This is a genomic window from Synechococcus lacustris Maggiore-St4-Slac (genome assembly GCF_024345595.1).
In the GTDB taxonomy this organism is placed as follows: domain Bacteria; phylum Cyanobacteriota; class Cyanobacteriia; order PCC-6307; family Cyanobiaceae; genus Synechococcus_D; species Synechococcus_D lacustris.
In genome coordinates this window covers 55,463-61,820 of the sequence record NZ_JAGQBK010000011.1, presented here as the reverse complement: position 1 = coordinate 61,820, position 6,358 = coordinate 55,463, and the positions used below count along the sequence as shown (strand labels likewise).

Annotated in this window: 6 protein-coding genes, 1 tRNA gene and 1 pseudogene; 4 read left to right on the top strand and 4 right to left on the bottom strand. The window is 57.2% G+C overall.

The genetic code is table 11. The features are described from left to right. Positions 1 to 160 (bottom strand): annotated as a pseudogene (locus KBY68_RS09165) (photosystem II D2 protein (photosystem q(a) protein)); the annotation flags it as partial. 133 nt (positions 161 to 293) lie between these two features. Here KBY68_RS09165 and KBY68_RS09160 point away from each other — a divergent pair. The 4 genes from KBY68_RS09160 to KBY68_RS09145 all read left to right on the top strand — a co-directional run bounded on the left by KBY68_RS09160 (position 294) and on the right by KBY68_RS09145 (position 2,546). Continuing rightward, positions 294 to 560 carry a UPF0367 protein family gene (locus KBY68_RS09160; protein ID WP_255096889.1) on the top strand — a complete coding sequence of 89 codons (267 nt, stop codon included), beginning with the start codon at positions 294 to 296 and terminating at the stop codon, positions 558 to 560. After that, positions 557 to 1,243 carry an ABC transporter ATP-binding protein gene (locus KBY68_RS09155; RefSeq protein ID WP_255096888.1) on the top strand — a complete coding sequence of 229 codons (687 nt, stop codon included), beginning with the start codon at positions 557 to 559 and terminating at the stop codon, positions 1,241 to 1,243. Before KBY68_RS09160 ends, KBY68_RS09155 begins: the two co-directional genes overlap by 4 nt. Before the next feature lie 27 nt (positions 1,244 to 1,270). Continuing rightward, a tRNA-Asn gene (locus KBY68_RS09150) sits at positions 1,271 to 1,342 on the top strand. Positions 1,343 to 1,760: 418 nt separating this feature from the next. Continuing rightward, on the top strand, positions 1,761 to 2,546 hold the full coding sequence (locus KBY68_RS09145; protein WP_106501112.1) for a response regulator transcription factor: 786 nt from the start codon (positions 1,761 to 1,763) through the stop codon (positions 2,544 to 2,546). Here the strand turns inward: KBY68_RS09145 and KBY68_RS09140 are convergent. From KBY68_RS09140 to KBY68_RS09130, 3 genes are read right to left on the bottom strand one after another with little or no spacing between them, the layout of a single operon-like run. After that, a complete protein-coding gene (locus tag KBY68_RS09140) occupies positions 2,529 to 3,410 on the bottom strand; it encodes a DNA polymerase III delta subunit-related protein (RefSeq protein ID WP_255096887.1) in 882 nt (293 codons plus the stop codon). The genes KBY68_RS09145 and KBY68_RS09140 overlap by 18 nt on opposite strands. Continuing rightward, positions 3,407 to 4,051, bottom strand: coding sequence for a dTMP kinase (gene tmk, locus KBY68_RS09135; protein ID WP_106500411.1), 645 nt, complete (start codon positions 4,049 to 4,051; stop codon positions 3,407 to 3,409). The genes KBY68_RS09140 and tmk overlap by 4 nt, the downstream gene beginning before the upstream one ends. Next, positions 4,048 to 6,333: a heavy metal translocating P-type ATPase gene (locus KBY68_RS09130; protein WP_255096886.1), complete on the bottom strand. Its 2,286-nt coding sequence runs from the start codon at positions 6,331 to 6,333 to the stop codon at positions 4,048 to 4,050. Before KBY68_RS09130 ends, tmk begins: the two co-directional genes overlap by 4 nt. Between the last annotated feature and the right edge of the window lie 25 nt (positions 6,334 to 6,358).

Sequence of the window (6,358 nt, the reverse complement as noted above, 5' to 3'; positions counted from 1 at the left end):
CAAAGGTGGTGCCGGTAAGCCAGCCACCCAAAGCCAAATAGGCAGTTGGGAAAAGCAATAGGCCAGACCAACCAACAAATACAAAGCGGTCGCGCTTCAGCCAGTCATCGAGGACGTCGAACCATCCGCGTTGGCTTACACGCCCAAGGGCGATCGTCATGGGGAGTTCTTCACGAAGCGTTACATCTCGAACCATACCCACTGCGCCGCCCCTTTGCAGGGAAAACCGGCCAAAATACGCACATCTACCTACGCCCCTGGCTCCCTAGGCTGCCGCCAGCAGCGTTTTTGCCATGTTTGTTGTTGAGCTCAGCCTCAAGCTTTCGCCCATGCCGATTTCGGTGCAACGCAAGGAGCTGGAGGCCGCCCAGGCTTTATATCAAGAAATCCGTGGGGCCATGCAGCAGGGTGAGCCGCAACTGCTGGAACTGCGCTGCGAAAAAGCGGAAGAGAAGCAGGTAACCCTGCTAAGCGCTGAAATTTTGGCGGTGCAGCTCTATGAGAAAAGCGCCCTTGGTGCCGGCAGCAAGCGCCCTGGTTTCAGCCTCGGCGCTGAATGAAGCCCATCCTTGAGGTGGATCGGGTTAGCTACAGCTGGCCCCAGGGCAGCCCTGTGCTGCAGCAATGCTCGCTGCAAATTCCCCGGCCTGGCCTCTGGATGCTGGTGGGCGGCAATGGCAGCGGCAAAAGCACCCTGCTGCGCTTGATTGCTGGCCTGCTCAAGCCCACGGCAGGCCAGATCCACTGCTCAACAGCTGCGGCACTTGTTTTTCAAAACCCCGACCATCAACTGCTGCTGCCAGGCTGCGGCAGCGAACTCTGCTTCCACTTGCCTAAGGGGGTTAAGCCCCAGGCGCAAAGCATTGAGGCAGCCCTCAACCAGGTGGGGCTAGCTGGATTTGCCGATCGCCCGATCCATAGCCTCAGCGGTGGCCAAAAACAACGGCTTGCGATTGCATCCGGCCTGATCAGCGGCGCCAGGTTGCTGCTGCTGGATGAACCCACCGCCCTGCTCGATCCTGAAAATCAAAGGGCCGTGCTCGGCTTGATCCGCCAGCTGTGCAATCGAAATCACCTGGGGGCCAATGGCCTCACAGCCCTTTGGGTTACCCACAAATTGGAAGAATTGCACCAATGCGATGGGGCCTTGAAGCTGGATCGCGGCATTGCCGGCAACTGGATTGCGGGGTCTGCCATGGCAAGCGCCCTGGAGGGGTTGCCCAGGGGGCAGGCCGGCGGTTAAGTTCGAACTCACCCTTTTGGGGTGCTTTCCTCGGTAGCTCAGTGGTAGAGCGATCGGCTGTTAACCGATTGGTCGCAGGTTCGAATCCCGCCCGGGGAGTTTTGAATAGAGTTAGATTTATAATTAAGCTAAGTAAATTGGGTAAGCAAGCAAGTAAAGCCAATAATTAAAAGTTATTTATTTTAGCCTTTAATATCTTAGCTTTTAGTATCCTGGTTTTAAGTATTTTGATTTTAAATATTTTGATTTTTATTAAAAATCTAGTATCCAAATTCCAAATATATATTATTTATTTTTTGTTTAACAATTTATCATCCCCAAATCTGTAGCAAATCAGAATATCCTCCAGCTAAGACTAACCAGACTCAGTCGATCGATTGGAGGCCTTGTGTTAGCTCGTCTGATTTTTAATCCTCTATAGTAAATAAGTAGTTTTGAAGGCGCCCTGGGCTCGATGCCTGGGTTTTGCTTCAACTGATTTAGCTAAGCCCAGCTTTTACCTCACCCAGCAGCATTAATGAAGCCCTGCATCCTCTTAATCGAAGACGACCGGGACATGCGTGAGCTCGTGGCTGGCAGCCTTGAGCATTCCGGTTTTGATGTGCAAAAAGCAGAAGACGGCATTAAGGGTCAAGCGCTTGCTCTGCAATACGCGCCAGATCTAATCGTGCTCGATTTGATGTTGCCAAACGTGGATGGTCTCACCCTTTGCCAAAGGTTGCGGCGCGATGAACGCACGGCTCAAATACCAATTTTGATGCTCACCGCCCTCGGCGGCACCAAAGACAAGGTAACTGGTTTCAATTCTGGCGCCGATGATTACCTCACCAAACCCTTTGAACTCGAAGAATTCCTAGCTCGCATCAAGGCCCTGTTGCGCCGCAGTGATCGGGCACCCCTTTCAAGCAAGCACAACGAAATACTCAATTTCGGACCGATCACCCTGGTGCCAGAACGCTTCGAAGCGATTTGGTTTGAACAGGCGGTGCGGCTTACCCACCTTGAATTTGAACTTCTCCATTGCCTGTTGCAACGCCATGGTCAAACGGTTGCCCCCTCTTTGATCCTCAAGGAGGTGTGGGGTTATGAACCAGACGACGACATCGAAACCATCCGCGTTCACATCCGCCACCTGCGCACCAAACTCGAGCCAGATCCCCGCAAACCAAGGTTCATCAAAACCGTTTACGGAGCCGGCTATTGCCTCGAGTTGCCCTCTGGCAACCACTTAACCGATTGCATTGCCTTGATGGCTGAATTCCGCGCCCAGCAGCAGCAGCGGGAATTAAGCGCACAAGTCTAGAAGGGCCACTTCCCACGCCAACCGCGGTTGCACATTTCCTTTTAAGTGTTTGCCTAATCGCTCTAGGCGCTGCAGCTGTTTCACCTGCCCAGTGCTTAGCCAAAGCCTGCGTTGCAAAAGGCCGATTAACCACAATTGTTGTTCGCCGTCCAATTGATCGCTGATTTGACGCGCTAAATCCATTGCTGCCATTGGATTTTCAGGCATCACGAGCAAAGCTTCTGGCAATTCCTGCCAGCGCCGCCGCCATTCCAGCAGTGCCCCTGGGGATCCTGCCGCAAGGGCCAATAATTCAGCTGGATCACCTTGATCAGGCACCACCTCAGCAAGTTCAGCAGGGGCCAAGGGGCGAAATGAAATCCGCATGCAGCGGCTCAAAATTGTGCTCAGCAATTGCTCTGGTGCCGCCGTTAACAAGATCAATAGGCCCTGTCCAGGCTCCTCCAAGGTTTTGAGCAAGGCATTAGCAGCTCCCTCTGCCATCCTTTCGGCCCCCTCCAGCACCACCACCGAACGGGGGGCCTCCAGGGGTGGGCGGGCCAAAAATCTGGTTACCTCTCGGATTTGCTCCAGCCTTAATTGGGGTAGCCCCTTTTTTTGCTGGCTTTTTTCGCTGTAGGTGGGCTCCACCCAAAGCAGATCTGGGTGGTTACCAAGCTCTAGGCGGCGGCGCAGCCCCAGATCCCCATTAAGGCCAGCACCGCTCAAACCTTCAATAAAACGGCGAGCCACTAGGGATCTCCCCACCCCCTCGGGCCCGGCAAATAGGTAGGCGGGCGCCAGGCGATCTGCAGCCAAAGTTGCACATAGCAATTGCAAGGCCCTGCCATGGCCCACCACCCCAGCAAACAATGGGGCGGTCATGGATTTTGCACAAACCATTGCTGCAAGCAAGCTTGCAAACGCGCTTGCACCTGATCAACTGCACCTTGCCCGCACACCTGCTGCCACCCCGGCCGTTTCGCTAAGGCGCTGAAACCAGCATGCACCCGCCCAAGGAATGCCAAGCCCTCCGCTTCAATGCGATCGGCCCTTTCCCCCGCCCTGCGCTGCGCTGCCTCCAGGGGATCAAGGGCAAGCCAAAGGCATAAATCAGGCCGCAAACCAGCCGTTGCCAACTGCTCCAATTGATCGATCAAAGCTTGATCTAGGCCGCGGCCATAGCCCTGATAGGCAGCCGTTGACCCACTAAAACGGTCGCAAAGCACCCAATTGCCAGCCGCCAAGGCCGGTTCAATGCACTGCTGCACATGCTGGGCTCGATCAGCGGCATAGAGCAGTAATTCCGTGCGGCTATGGGGGGCTAATCCCTCAGGTGGATGCAACAACAATTGCCTTAGGGCAAGGCCCAGGGCTGTGCCGCCCGGTTCGCGACTGCAGATCAGGCCAGCCCCAGGCGGCATCAAACCACTGCTGGGCAGCCAAGTGGCTAGGTGGCGCAACTGGGTGCTCTTGCCGCAACCATCAATGCCTTCAAGCACTAGAAATTTGCCCCGAGCAGTCATGGCAATTTCAACAACAGGGCATTGGCAACCACCGTGAGCGAACTCATGGCCATCAACAATGCCGCCAATGGTGGCGTTAACAGCAGGCCAAAACCTGGCAGCAGCACGCCCGCCGCCAAGGGCAGCACCAGCAGGTTGTAACCAAAGGCCCAAACCAGGTTTTGCCGCACTTTTGCCATGCAGCGTTGGGCCAGTTCCAAGGCCTGGGGCACCGCCATCAAGCGATCTCCCAACACCACTAAATCAGCGCTGTCTTGGGCGATTTGGGTGCCGGTGCCAACGGCGATGCCAAGGTTGGCCGCGGCCAGGGCAGGGGCATCGTTTAAACCATCCCCCACCATCGCCACCGGTGCTGCTGCCGCCTCGAGTTTGGCCAATTTCTGGGCTGGGCTCAAACCCCAGCCCAACTGTTCCGGTTCAAAACCCAGCTCTCCAGCCAGCTGCCGCACCGGGCCCTGGCGATCACCGCTAAGGATTCCCAACCCATATCCCCTCTGCTTAAGCCTTTGCACCGCTGCTGCTGCATCGGGCCGCAGGGCATCCCGCACCGCCAATAAACCAAGCAGCTGCTTCCCATGGGCCATGGCAAGCACCGTGGCACCCGCCTGGCCTTGCTCCAGTTGCCAAGCCAGGGCCTCCGCCAGGGGAACAACCCCCTGCTGTTCAAGCCAATTAAGGCTGCCCAGGCGGCAGAGCTGCTCCATACCCTCCACTTTCCCCTCAACGCCTGCGCCCGCAATGGTGGAACTGGCACTGCAAGCAAGCAGCGGCAAACCCCTGCTTTCAGCAGCCTGCAATAGGGCCCAGGCCAGGGGGTGACGGGTGTGCTGCTCCAGGGATGCGGCTAGTTGCAGCAAGCGCTGCTCCCCAAGGCCATCGGCCAGGCTCAGGCAAGCTTCCACCAGGGGCCTGCCGCGGGTGAGGGTGCCTGTTTTATCAAACAAAACGGTGCGCACTTCAGCGGCCACCTGAAGCACTTCCCCGCCCCTAAATAGAAGCCCCAAGCGGGCGGCGCGGCCTGTGGCCACGCTGATGGCCGTTGGCGTAGCAAGCCCCAAAGCACAGGGGCAGGCCACCACTAATACGGCGATGGCAAGTTGCAAAGCCAAACCCACAGGGGTGTTTGCCCCAGCGCCAAGGCTGCGGTGGTGGCCGTGGCCATGGGATAGGCCATGGAGCACCTCAGGAAACAACTGGGTACCCACAAGCCACCAAAACAAAAATGTGAGCGCCGCAAGGGCCAGCACTATCCAGGTGAAACGCCCTGCCCAACGGTCGGCAAGGGCCTGAATCGGCGCCTTACTTGCCTGGGCCCGCTGCACCAGCTCGATCAAGCGGGCCAAGGCTGAATCAGCGCCGCTGCGTAAAACCTCCAATTCCAATGGCGATTGCAGGTTGAGGCCACCGGCGGAAAGTTCAGCTCCCACCTGCACCAAACGGGGCATTGGTTCACCGGTTAAACCCGATTCATCCACACTGGAACAACCTGAAATCACCTTGCCATCAACGGGTAGGCGATCACCGGGCAAGATCCGCAAGCGATCACCGGGCCTGAGGCCACCAACCCGCACGGGCCTAGGCAAGTCATCACCAACTAGCAGCAGGGCAGTGTTGGGTTGCAGATCAGCAAGGGCCTCAAGGGCATCGCCGGTGCGGCGTTTGGCCCGGTCTTCCAGGAAGCGGCCCAGCAGCACAAAACCCAGCAGCATCAAGGGTTCATTAAAAAAACAAGACCAGCCCACCCCAGGCCAAATCAAGGCCACCAGGCTGGCTAGGTAGGCGCTAAAAACACCTAAACCCACAAGGGTGTCCATGGCTGGCACCCCAGAGCGCAAACCCTGCCACCCCCGCACCAGGATCAAGCGCCCTGGGCCCAGCAGAGCGATGCTGGCCACCAGGCCATGGAGCCGCATATCAGCAAGGGGGCCGGTTTCACTCAAGTGGGCGGCGCTGCTGATCACCAAAAGCACCAGGGCAATCACCAGTTCCCGCCAGCGTTGCCACCAGCCCAGGGGTGCCCTACTTGCCCGCAACTGCTCAAGGGCGCTTTGCTGGCTTCTAATTCGCCCAGGGAAACCAAGCCCCGCCAGGCTTTCCAGCAAACCGTTAGCTAGGTAATCAGCTTGGGCCGTGGGCTCAAGCTCCACCCAAGCGGTGCGGCTAAGCAAATTGACGCTGGCTTCTAGCACCCCCGGTTGGGCAAGCAGTCGTTTTTCTACGGCGCTAACACAGCCACCACATTTCATGCCCTCGATATCGAGGAGTAAAGCCTGGGAAGTCATAACCCAGGTTAGGTAGGAAAGCTGC